At 64.2% G+C, this 16,251-nt stretch carries 12 protein-coding genes and 1 pseudogene; 8 read left to right on the forward strand and 5 right to left on the reverse strand.

Annotated features, from left to right (window positions below):
* Positions 1–195 precede the first annotated feature (195 nt).
* Positions 196–473, forward strand: a pseudogene (locus HU738_RS05715) (type II toxin-antitoxin system RelE/ParE family toxin).
* A 12-nt stretch (positions 474–485) separates the two neighbouring features.
* A complete protein-coding gene (locus HU738_RS05720; RefSeq protein ID WP_152959070.1) occupies positions 486–770 on the forward strand; it encodes a HigA family addiction module antitoxin in 285 nt (94 codons plus the stop codon).
* 4 nt (positions 771–774) lie between these two features.
* On the opposite strand, the gene HU738_RS05725 is transcribed toward HU738_RS05720, so the two are convergent.
* Together HU738_RS05725 and HU738_RS05730 are read right to left on the reverse strand one after the other, a co-directional pair.
* On the reverse strand, positions 775–2,562 hold the full coding sequence (locus HU738_RS05725; RefSeq protein ID WP_186601457.1) for a monovalent cation:proton antiporter-2 (CPA2) family protein: 1,788 nt from the start codon (positions 2,560–2,562) through the stop codon (positions 775–777).
* A 124-nt stretch (positions 2,563–2,686) separates the two neighbouring features.
* On the reverse strand, positions 2,687–3,661 hold the full coding sequence (locus HU738_RS05730) for a GlxA family transcriptional regulator (protein WP_225923402.1): 975 nt from the start codon (positions 3,659–3,661) through the stop codon (positions 2,687–2,689).
* Positions 3,662–3,841: 180 nt separating this feature from the next.
* Between HU738_RS05730 and HU738_RS05735 the strand changes: the two genes are divergently transcribed.
* A complete protein-coding gene (locus tag HU738_RS05735) occupies positions 3,842–4,204 on the forward strand; it encodes a helix-turn-helix domain-containing protein (protein WP_176509199.1) in 363 nt (120 codons plus the stop codon).
* A gap of 84 nt (positions 4,205–4,288) precedes the next feature.
* Positions 4,289–4,915: an isochorismate family cysteine hydrolase YcaC gene (ycaC, locus tag HU738_RS05740; RefSeq protein WP_054886474.1), complete on the forward strand. Its 627-nt coding sequence runs from the start codon at positions 4,289–4,291 to the stop codon at positions 4,913–4,915.
* A 54-nt stretch (positions 4,916–4,969) separates the two neighbouring features.
* Here the strand turns inward: ycaC and HU738_RS05745 are convergent, their stop codons facing one another.
* The gene (locus tag HU738_RS05745) at positions 4,970–10,018 is read right to left on the reverse strand and encodes a trifunctional serine/threonine-protein kinase/ATP-binding protein/sensor histidine kinase (RefSeq protein ID WP_186601455.1); all 5,049 of its coding nucleotides are present in this window, start codon (positions 10,016–10,018) and stop codon (positions 4,970–4,972) included.
* Positions 10,019–10,257: 239 nt separating this feature from the next.
* On the opposite strand from HU738_RS05745, the gene HU738_RS05750 reads away from it, so the two are divergent.
* From HU738_RS05750 to HU738_RS05760, 3 genes are all read left to right on the forward strand, one after another.
* Positions 10,258–11,238 carry a response regulator gene (locus HU738_RS05750; RefSeq protein WP_186601454.1) on the forward strand — a complete coding sequence of 327 codons (981 nt, stop codon included), beginning with the start codon at positions 10,258–10,260 and terminating at the stop codon, positions 11,236–11,238.
* The gene (locus HU738_RS05755; protein ID WP_186601453.1) at positions 11,235–11,600 is read left to right on the forward strand and encodes a response regulator transcription factor; all 366 of its coding nucleotides are present in this window, start codon (positions 11,235–11,237) and stop codon (positions 11,598–11,600) included. The genes HU738_RS05750 and HU738_RS05755 overlap by 4 nt, the downstream gene beginning before the upstream one ends.
* A gap of 73 nt (positions 11,601–11,673) precedes the next feature.
* Entirely contained in the window at positions 11,674–12,102 is a 429-nt protein-coding gene (locus HU738_RS05760; RefSeq protein WP_186601452.1) for a DoxX family protein, read from the forward strand.
* A 29-nt stretch (positions 12,103–12,131) separates the two neighbouring features.
* On the opposite strand, the gene HU738_RS05765 is transcribed toward HU738_RS05760, so the two are convergent.
* Entirely contained in the window at positions 12,132–13,622 is a 1,491-nt protein-coding gene (locus tag HU738_RS05765) for a YifB family Mg chelatase-like AAA ATPase (protein ID WP_176509193.1), read from the reverse strand.
* A 250-nt stretch (positions 13,623–13,872) separates the two neighbouring features.
* Here HU738_RS05765 and HU738_RS05770 point away from each other — a divergent pair, with 250 nt between their 5' ends.
* Positions 13,873–15,885 (forward strand): DUF4034 domain-containing protein, encoded by a 2,013-nt coding sequence (locus HU738_RS05770; RefSeq protein WP_186601451.1) that lies wholly within the window; start codon positions 13,873–13,875, stop codon positions 15,883–15,885.
* 59 nt (positions 15,886–15,944) lie between these two features.
* Here HU738_RS05770 and HU738_RS05775 read toward each other — a convergent pair whose 3' ends face one another.
* The gene (locus tag HU738_RS05775) at positions 15,945–16,208 is read right to left on the reverse strand and encodes an accessory factor UbiK family protein (protein WP_054886467.1); all 264 of its coding nucleotides are present in this window, start codon (positions 16,206–16,208) and stop codon (positions 15,945–15,947) included.
* Positions 16,209–16,251: the final 43 nt, after the last annotated feature.

Consider the following 16,251-nt stretch of genomic DNA (forward strand, 5'->3'; position numbering starts at 1 on the left):
CGGCTGTGGGGATGGTTTGGCTTCGGCTTTATCCCTTTTGGGAAATCTCCTACAGAGAGAACGGATGCCATAACGGCGCTAATTGAGATGGCCAAGAGCAGACTGGATAACCCGGAAATCTTTCAGGAGTATCTCCATGCGCTGCGGCAGTACGAGCTTGGAAAGTGTAAGGCTTAACCTTACACTCAAACAGCAATGATCAGGAGTTTCAGGCACAAAGGCCTGCGTCTGCTCCATCAGCAGCGTGACCCGTCTGGGGTGCGTGCAGATCATGTCAATCGCTTGCGACGCTTACTTGCTTCCCTTGAGGTCGCACAAGCGCCTGGAGACATGAACCGTCCTGGTAACCGCCTTCATCCTCTGCATGGAAAGCTGGACAGCTTTTGGGCAGTCAATGTCTCGGTAACTGGCCTCTGGTGTTCCGCTTCGTTGGTACTGATGTGGAGCTTGTCGATTATCTCGATTACCACTAGGAGGCTTCATTCATGCCTATGTTCGATCCTCCCCACCCAGGGGAATCCTTGCGAGAAGACGTGTTGCCAGCAATCGGCATGAACGTCACTGAGTTGGCCCGCCATCTGGGCTATTCAAGGGGGCAGTTATCCACAGTGCTCAATGGGCGCGCCGCCATTTCAGCCGATCTTGCGTATCGACTTGAGCTGGCAGGCCTTGGTCCTGCCCGGCAGTATCTTGCTGAACAGGCAGCTTACGACCTGTGGCAAGCCGCGCACCGTGAGCATCCACAGATAGCGCGGCTGGTGATTGCCTGACTACTCAGTCGGCATCCGAATCAAACAACCGCGCCAATTCCACTCGCGCCTCCTTGGCTGTTTGCATCACCTTGGCGCGGTCATCGCGCACGAGCCCCTGTGCCTCCAGCACTTCCTCGTCATGCTGGGCAAAGCGTTGAATCCGGTCTGCCGCCTGCTCGTCGCTCAAGCCCAGCCCGACCAGCGCCCGGCGGGTCATCTCCAGGCTGGAATAGAACGTCTCGCGAATCGGTTCTGCGCCCACATCCGCCAACTTGTGCACATGCTGGCGGTTACGCGCCCGGGCCAGCACTTTCAGGTGCGGGTACTGGCGCTTCACCCGGTCTGCGGTATGGATGGCGGCCTCAGGGTCGTCGATGGTGATGATGAAGTACTCCGCCTCACCGACCTTGGCCGCATGCAGCACTTCGGGGCGAAGGGGGTCGCCGTAGAACACCGGCACCTGCTCGAACATGCGCGTCATCTCGATGGCGTCCACCGAGGTTTCCAGGGCAATGAACGGGATCTTCTGCGCGCGCAGGATGCGCGCAACGATCTGCCCCATGCGGCCCATGCCGACGATCACCACGCGCGGCGTGCCGGCGTCGATGGCCTTGTACTGCTCGGGCACTTCACGCGCCGGTTGTGGGCGTTTGAGGGCGCGGGCGCAGCCGAGCATCAGCAGTGGAGTGATGGCCATCGACAGGGTGATGGTCATCAGCAGCAGGTCGTAGGTCTGGGTGTCGAACAGGCCCTGGTCCTTGCCCAGCTTGAACACCACGAAAGCGAATTCGCCACCGGCAGCCAGCACCATGCCCAGGCGCAGCGCGCTGGCGCTGTTCAAGCCACCGGCCAGGCGGCCGACGCCGATCAGCAGCACCAGCTTCACCGCCACCAGCAGTAGGGTCAGGCCCAAAAGCGCCAGCGGCATTTCCAGCAGCAGGCTGAGGTTGGCGCCCATGCCGACGCTGATGAAAAACAGCCCCAGCAGCAGGCCCTTGAACGGCTCGATCTGCGATTCAAGCTCGTGACGGTACTCCGAGTCGGCCAGCAGCAGGCCGGCGAGGAAGGCGCCCAGGGCCATGGAAATGCCGGCTTCCTCCATCAGCCAGGCGGTGCCGATCACCACCAGCAGTGCGGTGGCGGTGGACACTTCCGGCAGGCCGGTGCGAGCCACGGTGCGGAACACCGGGCGCAGCAGGTAGCGGCCGCCGATGATGACCACGGCGATGCTGGCGAATACCTTCAGGCCGTGTTGCAAGCTGTCACCGTGGCTGGTGTCCGGGCCGCTGGCGGCCAGCAACGGGACCAGGGCGATCAGAGGGATCGCGGCGATGTCCTGGAACAGCAGGATGGCGAACGCCAGGCGGCCATGGGGCGCATTGAGCTGCTTGGTTTCGGCCAGGCTTTGCAAACCGAGTGCGGTGGACGACAGCGCCAGGCCGAGGCCGAGCACGACGGCCGCCGGCAGCGACTGGCCGAAGCCGAACAGGGCAATGGCGCCGATCACCGCGCCGGTCAGCAGCACCTGGGCGGTGCCGACGCCGAATACCGACTTGCGCATCAGCCACAGGCGCTTGGGCGACAGCTCAAGGCCGATGATGAACAGCAGCAGGACCACGCCCAGCTCGGAAATGTGCGCGACGCTTTCGGTATCGCGGATCAGGCCCAGCGCCTGCGGCCCGATGGCCACGCCAGCGAGCAGGTAACCGATCACGGCCCCCAGTTGCAGGCGCTTGGCCAGTGGGACGGCGACGACTGCGGCGAGCAGGAAGATCACCGCGGTTTGCAGAAGGCTGCCTTCGTGTGGCATTGGCTCGTACTCCATGAGCTGCCGGGGCAGCATTTGAACAGGTTGACGGACCATTCTGGAGGTTGGTCATCGCTCAGACAATCTGCTGCCGGGAAGAAACATTGTCCCGTATGGGTTGACAGCCTCAGCTCCCACCAAACTGTGCCCGGTACTGCGCCGGCGTCATGCCGATCCGCTCACAGAACACCTTGCGCATATGCCGGTCACTGCCAAACCCGCATCGGGTCGCCACCACCTTCAACGGCAGATCGCCACATTCGAGCAGCTTGCGCGCCTGGTCGATCCGCGCGTTCTGCAAGTACTGCAGCGGCGTGATCCCGACCTCACGCTGAAAAATCCTGGCAAAGTTGCGTCCGCTCATGGCCACCAGGTCGGCCATCTTCTGCACCGTAAATGGCTGGTCGATGTGGTCGACGATGTAGGCCTGGACCCGGGCAATCGGCGAACCATCTCGGGGGACCGCCGCCAGCAGCGGCCCGTAAGGCGTCTGCCCGCCTTGGCGGTGACGTGCCACCAGCAGCACCTTGGCGACTTCCAGCGCCAGTGCCTTGCCGTGATCCTCGGCGACGATGGCCAGCGCCAGGTCGATGCCCGCCGTGATGCCACCGGAGGTGATCAGGTCGCGGTCCGTCACATAGATGTGCTCGGTCTCGACCCTGGCGTCGGGAAATGCCTGGGCCAGGCGCTCCACATAATTCCAGTGGGTAGTGCAGCGATAGCCGTCGAGCAACCCGGCACGCCCGAGCACGAAGGCCCCGGTGCAGATCGCGCCGAAGCGCCGTGCCCTGTCAACGGCGGCAGGCAGCCAGCGCTCGATCGCCGGCAGCGCGACGTGGTAGGCCCCCGGCCCACCCGGTACCAGCAGCAAGTCGATGCTGGCTGGCAATTGCTCCAGGCGCAGGTCGGCCATTACCTTCAGGCCGCAGGACCCGCGGATGGTCCCCTGGCCCTCGGCCACGGTCAGCAACCGATAATGGTTGTCTTCAGGCAGGAACCGGTTGGCAATGGCAAAGGCATCCATCGGCCCGGTCACATCCAGCATCAGCACATCATCGAACAGCACCATGGCCACGGTGCGTTGGGTGTGGTTTTCCTGCATACCTCTTTCGCCTTGAATGCTGACCGCTTGTGGCGGCATGAAGCTGAGTAAGAAACGCATCTTAAGGTATCGGCCAAGAGGCCAGGGCCAGCAGCGCACAATTAACAACAATTCAGGTTTGCCTCAGGACTTTGTCATGCCCCGGCGGCGAGACTTTCTGCATTGAACAGGAGAGTCGCCATGCACCCTGGGACGCCCCAAGCGCTTCTGCACACTCCCGGCGCGCTGACACCCGCGCGGCTGCGTCAGGCCAAGGAATTGATGTTGCACAGTTCGCTGTCGATCATCGAAATCGCCGCTGTATGCAACCTCACCCGCAGCCATTTTTCCCGTGCCTTCAAGGTCAATACCGGCCTCTCGCCCCAGGCCTGGCGCCTGCTGGCGCGCATGGAAAAGGCCAAGCGCCTGCTTGTCACCGAGGCGCCGATCACCCACGTGAGCCTGGAGTGCGGCTTCTGCGACCAGGCCCACTTCACCCGTGCCTTCAGCCGCCTGGTCGGCCAACCGCCGAAGGCCTGGCGCCGGGCGCAGGCATTTCCTTAAGCCGGCGCTATCCGCCGGTATAAGCCCTTGGGACAAGCCACCCGGTAAGTCCCGCTCCGTTTTCCCAACCCAAGGAGTCACCCCATGAGCCAACCTGATTACAAGCGCCTGAACAAGGACGATGCCGTGGTCCTGCTGGTCGACCACCAGACTGGCCTGATTTCGCTGGTGCAGGACTTTTCGCCCAACGAGTTCAAGAACAACGTACTGGCCCTGGGCGACCTGGCCAAGTTCTTCGGCCTGCCGACCATTCTCACCACCAGCTTCGAGCAAGGCCCCAACGGCCCGTTGGTGCCGGAGTTGAAAGAGATGTTCCCGGACGCGCCGTACATCGCTCGCCCAGGCCAGATCAATGCCTGGGACAACCAAGACTTCGTCAAGGCGATCAAGGCCACTGGCCGCAAGCAGCTGATCATCGCGGGTGTGGTGACCGATGTGTGCGTGGCGTTCCCGACGTTGTCGGCGCTGGCCGAGGGCTTTGAAGTGTTCGTGGTGACCGATGCTTCGGGCACCTTCAACGAGACCGTGCAGCAGGCGGCGTGGGTGCGCATGACCCAGGCGGGTGCACAGATGATGAACTGGTTCTCGGTGGCCTGTGAGCTGCACCGCGACTGGCGCAACGACATCGAAGGGCTGGGCAACCTGTTGTCGCAGCGGATCCCCAACTACCGCAACCTGATGAACAGCTATGCGGCGTTGAGCTCGCGTTGAGCTGAACCTGTACCGGCCCTTTCGCGAGTGTGCCCGGGAAAGGGCCGGTACAGGTCAAGAAGAACTCACAGGCAGCGTGAAGCGAATCCGGCACCCGCCGAACTCTGACACCAACGCCTGCAACTGCCCGCCATGGGCCTGCACCACCGAACTGCAGATCGCCAACCCCATCCCCAGCCCGGCTTGCTTGGTGGTATGGAATGGGTCAAACACCCGTGCCCGCTCCTCTGCAGCAATGCCAGGCCCGTTGTCATCGACGCAGATCTCGATCCCATCGCCGGTAACGACAGACGCAATCCGCAGCACCCCATCACTGCGATAGCCCGCCAGCGCCTCCAGCGCGTTGGTGATCAGGTTGAACACCAACTGCTGCAACTGCACCGGGTCGGCCATCACGCTCACCCCAGCCTGTAGTTGAGTCTGCACGTCGACCGTGTACTTGGCCGCGTCGGCCGAGGTCAGGCGCAGCACTTCGCGAATCAGCTCGTCTACCTTGACCACCTTGAGCTGCATCGGTGCCTGCTTGGCCAGCGAGCGCAGTGCGCGGACGATGTTGGCGGCGCGCTCGCTGTCGTTGCGGATATCTTCCAGGCCAGCCATCGCCTCTTCCAGGTTGGGTTCGGCACGCTTGAGCCAACGCAGGCTGGCCGCGGCGTTGGAGGCTATCCCCAGCAGCGGTTGGCTGATCTCGTGGGCAATGGACGCCGAAAGCTCGTTCATCACCTGCAGATGGGCGCTGCGCGCAAGTTCGGCGCGTGATCGGCGCAGTTCTTCTTCCATTTGCGCACGGACCTGGTTGTCCTCGGCCAGGCGGGTATACAACTTGGCGGTCTGTAGCGACACCGCCGCCTGCGAGGCGAGGATCTCCAGCATGGCCAGGCGCTGGCTGCCGAACAGGTTGGGCACCAGGCGGTTTTCCAGGTACACCAGGCCGATCAGGACCCCCTGGATCACCAGCGGCAGGCACAACACCGAGCGGGCATTGCGCGTGTGCAGCTCCTGGCGGAAGGCTTCGGGGCAATCGCTCTGGGCGTCGTTGAGTACCAGCGGCTTCTTGGTGCGCATGGTGGCGTTGATGATCGACCGTGGCGCCTGGGTCATGAACTTCTGGCAATTGTCCATATTCACGTGCAAGCCGGCATCGTCGATATAGGCGAGGGCGGCCATCTGGAACTCAGCGCCACTGACGATCAGCAGTGCACCGTGATCGGCGCCGGAATGCTGGGTGAGGTGACCCATCAGCGTTTCGATCAGGCCTTCGAGCAGCACTTCTTCGGACAACGCCCGCGCCGCCTCGATGCCGGCCTCCAGGTCCAGCTTGGCCTGCTGGGTGGCGCGGTAGGTCTCCTGAACGGGCTGGGTGCGCAGGAACGGGTGAAGGGCCTCCAGCTGGTGCACCTTGCCGGTCGCCCCCCAGATGTGGAAGCAATCGCGGGCGATGCGCAGGTGCAGGTTGGCGCCGGAGATCAATCCGCTGGGGATGCAGACCTCGGCCAGCTGTTCATGGGCCAGCGCCTGTTCGTGGATGAAACCGGCAGCGGTCGCGGCGATTTGCGCCTGGTCGAAGCAACGGATGGCCGTCAGGCCGTCGCCTTCGAGCTTGGCGATCACCCCTTCGATCAGCAGCAGCTTGTTGCGAAAGGTCACCGGGTTGAAACAGGCCCAGCGGCTGAAGCGCTCGCGCAGGGATTGCAGTACGGCCAGCTTGTCGGCCAGGCTGCCGGGGGCTTCCGGGCTGCCCAAGGCCAGGCCGCGGAACAGGTGATAGTCTGCCAGGTTGATGTGCGCAGGTGCCGCCCAGGCGTTGTCGCCCGCTGCGCTCAGGCTGCGCATGGCTTGCGCGATATCACCCAGGTAGAACGCTGACATACCGTTGAACAGGTGCTGGAAGAACAGCGTGGTGGGTGAGTCGACATGCAGGGGCGAGGCCGTGCCGGGCATTCCGCTCAGGCTGGCGACGAACCCCTGCTGGGCGTGCAGGATCTGTTCGATATCGCTGTAGCCGAAACTGCGCACAGTGGCCAGACCCTGTACCACTTCCTCGGCGACCTCCGGCAGGTAGCGGCCCATGAACAGTGAGTCGGAAACCAGATGGTTGCAGGCATAGCAGGTCATCGCCAGGTCGCCGCTCAAGCGGGTCGAATCAATGGCTTCCAGCGCCGTGCGGCGGGCGAACTCCATGGGTGAGGTCCAGGCGCTGACCTGATCCAGGGCCAGCAGGGCGCTGGTGAGATCAGCTTCGAAACCGTGTCGCTCGATCAGCTTCAGCGCTGCCAGGCAGCAGGCGTGGCCGTCGTGGTAGTTGCCGAAGCGATCGGCGATCATCACTCCGTACCAGGCCAGACCGTAGGTGCTGCCCGGGGCGACCCCCTGCAGCAACGACAGCTCCATGAGCTTGGCCAGGTGCAGGAAGCGGATATCGTCCTGCACGAAAAACGACGACGACAGGGTGGCCAGCAGGCCGATGGCAACTGCCACTTCCTCCGAGTCGGTGCGCGGTAGCGAGGCCAGGCAATGACGCCCTTTCTGTTCGATAAGGGCCTCTACCTGCGCATGGCTGGCCTCCACCTGCTGTGGGGCGACACCGCGAGCCAGGCTGATACCCAAAAGCTCGAGGCCGTCGACGGCGGTGGTGATGGCGGCCTGGTAGTCGCCGCGCAAGGTCTGCAGGCGTGCCTGCAGCTTGCATACCCGCGCACGGTCCAGCGGCGAGCATGCGCGCCGAAGGCATTCGGTGAGCCGCCCCTCGGCAGCGGCCATGCGCGACAGTTGCAAGTCGCACTCCGCCGCCATGCAGGCGATAGCAAAGGCATGGGTGGCGTGGCTTTGCGGCGTTGCGCCGTGGAGCAGCAACTGCTCGCACACCTGCAGATGAGCTGCCGATTGTTCACACGCACCGCTGTCGCGCGAGCGCAGCGCCGCTTCACGCAAAAGCTGCAAGAACACATCGCGTTCATCCGCTGCAAACCCGCGGGGGCTGGCGCGTTGCAGCTGACTGGCGATCTCGAAAACCACCTCCTGCAAGTCGTTGTGCCAAAGCTGGAGCATGGCTTGGGCAATGCGTGCATGCAGTTGAGCGCGATCACGCGAAGGCGTGAGTTGGTAGGCGGCTTCCATCACCCGGTCATGGGCGAAGCCCAGGCCTTTCTGACCCGGAAGCAGGAAACCCGCATCAACCAAGGCCTTCAACGGTTTGCCCGGCAGCGGTGCAAGCAGCAGGCGCAGTAGCCGCTCATCGCAGCGGCCGCCTGCCGCGCTGGCGACCCGCAGCACATCGCGCTGGGGGGCCGGCAGGCGTGCCAGGCGGTGGATCATCAGGTCGGCGACGTTGTCGGCGTAACGTTGCCGGGCCACGGCCTGCAGGCACCATGACCAGCGCATGGCCTGGGTGTCGAAAGTGAACAACCGGTCCTCGACCATGGCCCTGAGGATCTGGTTGATAAAGAACGGGTTGCCGGCGGTCTTGTCGTGTACCAGTCCGGCAACCTGCAACGCCTCGTCGGGGCTGACGTGGTAGCGCTCGCTGATCAGTTCGGTGACTGCACCGACGTCCAGTGGGCGCAGGTCCAGCGTGACGTTGCGCAGCGTTGCGGGCGTGGCCAGCGGCGCACCAGCCGTTGGCGTATCGTTGCGTCGGGTGAAGATCAGCAGCAGGTTGTCCGGCGTCCGGGCGAGCAACTGCGCCAGTAGCTGCCGTGTGCCATTGTCAGCGCACTGCAGGCCATCGAAACACAGCACCAGCGGGTGGCCGGGGCAGCTGAAGACCTGCAGGAACTCGACGATTGCCCGCTGTTCTTTCTGCAATGCCAGGCGCGTGGGCTGTTCTGGCAGCTCGGGCAGTGGGCCCAGGATCAGTTGCAGTTCCGGTGCCAGTTTGCCGAGCAATCGCCCGTGGCCTTCGATGCGCTGCAGGATCTCGCGGCGCAAGGTGTCGAGGTCCTGGCTGTTCTTGGCGAGCAGCTGGGTGGTCAGCGAGCCGAGGATTTCGACCCAAGGGGCATAGGGCACGACCTGGTCCGGGCTGTTGCACTTGCCGACCGCCCAGTAGCCTTCGGCATGCGCTTTGAGTGTGGCCTCGACCAGGCTGGATTTGCCCAGACCAGCAGCGCCGTTGATGAACAGCACCTGGGGCTTGCTGTCACGTCGCTGAGTATCGAGCATCAGGGCGATCAGCTTCTGTTCGGCAGTGCGGCCATACAGGCGCTCGCGACTGGGTGAAACCGGGTCGGCGCAGCCGGGCTCGAAGGGGGCGATGGCTTTGCTTGCGTCCCACTGCCGTTGGCAATGAGCCAGGTCCACGGCCAGGGCACGGGCGCTCTGGTAGCGGGCGTCGGGTTCCTTTGCCAGGGCCTTGGCCAGGATCCGGCTCAGTGGCAGCGGTACCTGGCTGTCGACCTCACAAGCCGAGCGTGGCTGAACGCCAGCGTGCAACTGGCGCCAGTGCTGGGCATCCCGCCCGGCCAGCGGCAGCTCGCCCAGCAGCAACTGGTAGAGAATCGCGCCCAGGGCGTAGATATCGCTGCGCCGGTCGCTGCTGCTGCCGTGGGGGCAGATCTGCTCCGGCGCCAGGTAGGCCCAGTTGCCGAGCGCGTTGCCCTGTTCGCTGATCAGCTCTGGAGTGTCGGCACGAAAACAGCCCAGCCGCACCCGCTGGTTCGCCTGCAGGCAAACATGTTCGGGCTGCAACGCACCGTGCAGCACATTGCGCTCGTGGGCCTGAGCCAGGGCGTCGGCCGCATTTACCGCGATATCGAAGAACAGAGACAGGTCAACCGGGCCTTCACTGATCAGGTCGGCGATGGAGCGGCCGGTCGGATACACCAGCAACGGGCCTTCGGCGCAGCGGACGAACGCTGAGGGGATGACCGCCCACTGCGGGTCCAGCTGCAGGCGGTAGTCACGCTCCAGGCGCTGGCAGGCTGCAGGCGCTTCGAGCGGGGCGCGCACGGCGATCCAGGCCTGGCGAGAGACGGGGTCGTGCAAGCGGAAATAGCTGAGTTCACCGTCCTGGCCCAGCTGCGTGATGTTGCAGCGACTCAGCCAGCCGTCGTCGATCGACTGCTCGAAATCGATAGGCCTGTTGGCGAGGCGTTCATCAAGCATAAAGCACCCCCTGCTAGCGACATCCTGGCGCACGAGTATACGCAGCCGCCCGCTCAAGAATGGGCGCTGCGGGCGGCTTGGCAGGAACGGGCACGCTGTTGTCCGTTATCAATACCTGGCGGCTGGAGGGCGCTTGTATAGTGAAGAGGCCACCTATCCCTCGGGATAATTGTCTGAATGCATAGGCTCGCCTAGGCTGCCCGAGGCTGCGCAGATGCCCATGCCCGCGAGAGGAAACCATGATCCGAATAGGCAACGCCCAGGTGTCGCTCGAGCGACGAGAAGCCTTTCTCGATGGCAAGCCGATCCTGTTGGGCGGGCGGGCATTCGAGGTGCTGGCCACGCTGATCAAGGCCAAGGGCCGGGTGGTTGGCAAGGATGAGCTGTTCAGCCAGGTGTGGGCCGGCACGGTGGTCGAAGACAACAACCTGCAAGTGCAGGTGTCGCTGTTGCGCAAGGCCTTCGGTGACCGCGGGCTGATTCAGACCGTGCCGCGGCGGGGTTACCGCCTGGCTGCGCAGGTCAGCTTCGATGTCCCTTGCCTGGCGCTGGGCCAGTCACCGTTGTGCGCCATGGCCGAAGCCAGCGAACCGTGCAACGACGTTGCCAACGTGCCTGTGCTGGTAGTGGATGACGACCCTTCGGTGCGCAAGGCGCTCGGTCGCCTGCTGGGGTCGCGGGATATTCCACACCGGTTGTTCGCCAGCGCCGAAGCGTTGTTCGACGCTCGCCTGGAAAGCCCCTGCGCCTGCCTGCTGCTGGATATGCACCTGGCCGACACCACTGGCCTTGAGGTTCAGGCTGCGTTGCGCCGGATGGCGCTACCCTGGCCGATCGTGTTCATGACCGGCTTCGGCACCATCCCCATGACGGTCCAGGCCATGCGCGCCGGGGCCGTCGAGTTCCTGACCAAGCCCTTCGACGAAGACCAGTTGCTGGTGCTGCTTGACTCGGTACGCGCACGCGCGGTGATCGAGGGGCGCAAATGGCAGCATGCGCGACAGGTCGAGGAAAAGTACCAGCACCTGACCCAGCGCGAACGCCAGGTGTTCTCGCTGGTGGTCGGCGGCTTGTCGCACAAGCAGATCGCCAGGGAAATCGGCACCAGTGAAGTGACCACCAAGGTGCACAAGAAGAACATCATGAACAAGATGCAATCCCGCTCGTTACTGGAGCTGGTAGCCATGCACAACGTCATCGAAGCCCGGCCCGGCGCATGAGCAGAGCGGTGTGCATCGTCGATGATGATGCTTCGGTGCGCAAAAGCCTGGGTAACCTGCTGCGCTCAGCGGGGTTCGAGTGCCTGGCGTTCGCGACGGGGGAGGTGTTCCTGGCCTCGAACCTGGTGCGCGAGGCAGGCTGCGTGCTGCTCGACCTGAAAATGCAGGGGATGAACGGGCTGGACGTGCAGCAGGAGCTGGTGCGGCGGGGTTGGCTTTTGCCAGTCATCTGCATGTCGGCGCACTGGGACGAGCGGGCGCTGCAGGCGGCGCTGCGCAACGGCGCACGGGGTTGTCTGGGCAAGCCGTTTTCCGAAGAGGTGCTGCTCAAGCTGGTCGAAGAGGCGTTGGCAGGAGAATGAGCACACCAGAACAATCAATCGCTGGGCAGGCGGGCGATGCTTGCTGGCTTGATAGAAACGCGAGACCTTTGCCATGCCACGCCTCAAGACCTTCCTCGAGCCGCAATCGCCGGCCTTGACTGCCAGCGGCCTGCTGTTCATGCGGGTGATGGCTGCCGGGCTGCTGTTTTCCATCCACGGGTTGCCCAAGCTGCTGGACTGGAGCGGAGAATTGCAGCGCATCGAAGACCCCTTTGGCCTGGGTGCGCCGCTGACCCTGGGCCTGGCGGTGTTTGCCGAGGTGGTTTGCCCGGTGTTGCTGGTGCTGGGCGTGGTGGCGCGGCTGGCCTGCCTGCCGGTGCTGGCAGTGTTGCTGGTGGCGCTGGTGGTGGTGCATCCAGAGTGGTCACTGGAGCATGGGCAGTTTGCCTGGTTGCTGGTGGCCCTGTATGGCGGGCTGGCATTGACCGGGCCTGGGTTGTACTCGGTGCCTGGATTGATCGGTCGAAACAGGATCTCCTGACCTTTTGGCGGCAAAGCAGCCCGAAAGCACTAACTGCTCCCCGGCCGGTACTGCAACGCCTCGGCCAGATGCCCCCGGCGGATCGCCTGGCTACCTTCCAGATCCGCCAGTGTACGTGCAACCTTCAACAGCCGGTGTGCCGCCCGCAGAGAAAGCGTTAGCCGCTCGCAGGCACTTTCCAGCCAAGCCTGGTCTGCCGCTGCCAGCTGACAATGGCTGCGCAACCCGTCGAGGTCCAGAAACGCATTGGCACAGCCTTGCCGTCGCTGCTGCACTTCGCGGGCCTCCGCTACCTTGGCGGCTACGTCGGCGCTGGTTTCCCCGCTTGGCTGGTGGCTGAGCGTGGTAGTCTCGCGGGCCACGGTCAGGTGCAGGTCGATGCGGTCCAGCAACGGCCCCGACAGCTTGTTGCGATACCGTGCGATCTGCTCGGTGCTGCAGCGGCAGCGGCCAGTCGGGTCACCCAGGTAGCCGCAAGGGCAGGGGTTCATCGCCGCCACCAGCTGGAAGCGCGCCGGAAAACGCACCTTGTCGCGCGCCCGGGCAATCACGATCTCGCCCGATTCCAGCGGTTCGCGCAGCACTTCCAGCACGCGCCTTTCAAACTCTGGCAGTTCGTCGAGAAACAGCACGCCATGGTGCGCCAAGGTGATTTCGCCTGGCTGCGGCCGGCTGCCGCCGCCTACCAGCGCCGGCCCCGAGGCCGAATGGTGCGGGTGGCGAAACGGCCGCTGCGGCCAGCTGCTCAGCGGCGTATGGCCACTGACCGACTGGATCGCCGCGACTTCCAGCGCCTCATGCTCATCCAGCGGCGGCAGCAGGCCGGGCAGACGGCTGGCGAGCAATGTCTTGCCCGTACCGGGTGGCCCGGTGAACAGCAGGTTATGGGCGCCGGCTGCGGCCAGCAGCAATGCCCGCTTGGCCGCGACCTGGCCCTGTACCTCGCTGAGGTCCGGATAAGGCTGTTGCTTCAGGACCAGGCCATTGGCGGCAAACGGGGCTAGTGGCACCTGCCCGTTGAGGTGCGCCACCAACTCGAGCAGGTGCCCCACTGCATACACCACAAGCCCGCCGGCCAGGCTGGCTTCCTCGGCATTTTCCCGGGGCACCACCAGCGCCCGGCCGGCCTCGCGCGCCGCCAATGCTGCTGGCAACACGCCCTGCACCGGGCGCAATTTTCCCGACAGGGCCAGCTCGCCCAGGCATTCCATTTCCGCCAAGGCAGGCATCGGCACCTGGCCATCGGCGGCGAGGATGCCCAGGGCGATAGCCAGGTCATAACGCCCGCCGTCCTTGGGCAGGTCGGCCGGGGCGAGGTTCTGAGTGATGCGCCGCTGCGGGTAATTCAGCCCGGAATTGACGATAGCGCTGCGCACACGGTCCTTGCTCTCCTTGACCGTGGTTTCCGGCAGGCCGACCAGGGTGAGGTGGGGCAGGCCATTGGCCAGATGCGTTTCGACGCTGACCGCCGGGGCCTGCACGCCGACCTGGGCGCGGCTATGGACGATGGCGAGGGACATGGACGCTCCGTTGTCGCTGGATACAAAGCCGCTGCCTGCGGGTTGTCACAGCCTAGTGAGTTTCTGCAAGGCCGGCGCAAGAGAAATGCGACTCAACGTTGCACGACAGGTTTTTCCCCTGCTTTTCACGTCCTGGCAAATACTGGATCCAATACTTTGCGAAGATCCCGGCTATGGCTTAGTGTTCAAGAGCGACTGTTGTTGCCTGTGGATGGCAACGCGACCCTTAAATGGACTTAAGGTACTGCCCGTGCAAACCCTCATTCGCACCCGCCAGCAGCTCCGAGAACGGATGCAGGCCAATGAATACGCTGAGCTCAACCGCCTTTACGATGCGCTCCAGGCGCAATGGCTGCAGGCGCCAGCCGGTGAGTGCCCGGTCTACCTGGAAGCTGTACAAGGCCACCTGCTGGACTGGGACGCACAGGGCGGCAAGGCCCTGACACAAACCCTCAAGGCGTGGATCGACGCCACGCCCAAGGCTTATCACCCGCATGTGGTGATGGGTTTTCACTGCTTCAGCCGTGCCTGCCAGATCCGTGGGCCGGCTGGCTGCCATGAAGTGTCCGAAGAACGCTGGCTGGCTGCTGAACAGGCGTGCGAGCAGGCCGCGGCGCATTTCCTGCGTGCCATGGCGCTTGGCGCACAGCCGGTGGCGGCAGTGATCGGCATGCTGCACATCAGCTCGCGCCTGGGCGAGCCAGGCTGGCTGGTCGAACTGTTCGATGGCCAGGTGGCGCGTTATCGGCCCAGCGCACATGCCGATGTGGAGGTGCAGGAGGCCGCTGCGCCATTGTTGGTCAAATTCGGCCTGACGCCTTTGCAGGTGCTGCCGCAGGCATTGCCTGCCAGCTTGAGCGCGCGCTTGCACGAGCGGGGCGAGAGCGCCCGGGATTACTGGCTGCGCCATGCGCTGGCCTGGTTCACCGGCTGCTTCGAGGCGATCGAGGCCTATGCCACTTACCTGACCCCACGCTGGGGAGGCAGCGATGAGGCGGTCGATGCACTGGCCAGTGGGCCGCTGTGCCACGCTTGGCCTGAAGCACAGCGCAATGCGATCCGTTGGCTGGCTCTGCAAGAGACATTCTGGCTGCCGCCTGCCAGGCAACTGCCGCAGATCGCGGCTTGGCAAACAACCTTTGCCCAATGGGCACAGCGCGAACTCCGGCCCAAGGAGCGTGCCACGCTGCTGGCCTGGCGTGGGGCACTGAGGCGCTATTCGGTGCGTGACTACGCCGGGGCGATGCGCGACTTTGCCGATAGCGTCGCGCTCTACCCAGACCACGGCTTCGTCGCGACCATTGGCGAGCCTTTCCGCAGTCTGGTGTGCCTGGTGCTGTTTCACGAGGCGGAGGACGATTCGCAGGTGCTGCGCACCGTCATCGAGCGGCTGTGCGATGACCGCCGACAGGCAGCGGCCTGTGCGCTGCGGGCTGTAGGGCACCAGTTTGGACTATGGGGCTTTGGGCAATCTGCCGAGCAGGCACGCACGTGGTTGCGCATGGCGGTCAGGCGCCAGTGCGGCGGCGACGAGCAGGGCTTCGATGTGCTCGATGTGCCGCGCCTGCTCTGGGCTGCCAGCCTGCATGAGGCCGCGTATTTCCTGTATGAAACCTGTGCGGAGCTGAAACTGCCGAATGCTGCCATCGCGCTGTACGATCTGCACCGTGGCTGGTTGGACAACACGCCCGCGCATTACCTCGATGGCAAGGCTGCTGAGCACTGGCTGCTGTGCGCGGCGGAGTCTGGCCACCTGCAGGCCAGGTTCGAGCTGGCCTGCCAACGCATGGGCGCCCTCAAAGGGCTGGAGGACCGCAAAGCAATGCTGGCGGTCAAGCGGCTGCTGCTCGACGCCATGGGCGAGCCGAACATCCATGCCAGGGCGCAGTTGCAGTTAGCCATCTTGTTGCGCCAGTACGGTGATGCGCGAGAGCGTGTCGAGGCGGTGAGCTATCTGCTGCAGTTGGCCGAGCACCCCGATGCCTGTACCGCCGCGCGAGCCTGCGCGGAACTTGGGCTGGCGTGGATGCAGGGCTGCGGTACGCGCAAGCAGAGTCGCTTCGCGGCAATCGAATGGGTTGATCGTGCCGTTGCGCTGCAGTCGAGCGATCCGCTCATCGAGGAAATACAGGCCGAGATCCGCAATTCGCACAGCCGGGTGAAGACGCTGTTCACGGTGTGCGGTGCGGCGTTGTTCCGTGGCGGCTTGCGTGCCAGCGAGCTACCGCCCAAGGCCAGCGGCCAGCACCGGGCTTCGGCCTGATTGAAACGGGGTGCTGCATGCAGCACCCGTGTTTTACCGGGCGCCTTGCTTGGCGATTGTCATTCCTGCGCAGCGCTTGGCAGCCGGGCTTCCAGCTCAGCCACTTGCTTTTCCAGGGCTTCGAGTCGGGCGCGGGTGCGGGCCAGGACGACCATCTGGCTGTCGAATTCTTCGCGGCTGACCAGGTCCAGCTTGCTGAAGGCCCCTTGCATCAACACTTTGAACTGGCTTTCCAGTTCGGCGCGGGGCTGGGCGGTATCGCTGCTGAACAGGCGCGAGGCCTGGTCGCTCAGGGCGTCGAGAAGGGCTTTGGGCGCGAGCATGTTCGGCTGTCCACTGAAACTGAGAAATGGCCCGCAGTGTAGC

The sequence above is a fragment of the Pseudomonas vlassakiae genome (genome assembly GCF_014269035.2).
GTDB classification, from domain to species: Bacteria; Pseudomonadota; Gammaproteobacteria; order Pseudomonadales; family Pseudomonadaceae; genus Aquipseudomonas; species Aquipseudomonas vlassakiae.